The 210-nt window shown below is 37.6% G+C and carries 1 pseudogene; it reads right to left on the reverse strand.

The annotated features are described in order from the left end of the window. Positions 1-210, reverse strand: a pseudogene (locus WFH18_RS18450) (transposase); the annotation flags it as partial.

Here is a 210-nt window from a genome sequence, read left to right on the forward strand (position 1 = left end):
GTCGAAAAGTTAGTTTTAAGTAGCTCTCTGTAATCAGCCATCTTTTTACTTCTATGAATCGAGGCATTATCAACAATAAGAACCAATGGAAGGTTATATGTCTGTTTTACTTGTTGAGCTATTCCAGTTAAATAGGCATAAAACCAAGTACTTGTCACTGACTCTTGTAAACAGCTTGTCACCAGTTTCCCCGTTGAAAGCAAACACCCC

Source organism: Acinetobacter sp. USHLN143, assembly GCF_037145695.1.
GTDB classification, from domain to species: domain Bacteria; phylum Pseudomonadota; class Gammaproteobacteria; order Pseudomonadales; family Moraxellaceae; genus Acinetobacter; species Acinetobacter fasciculus.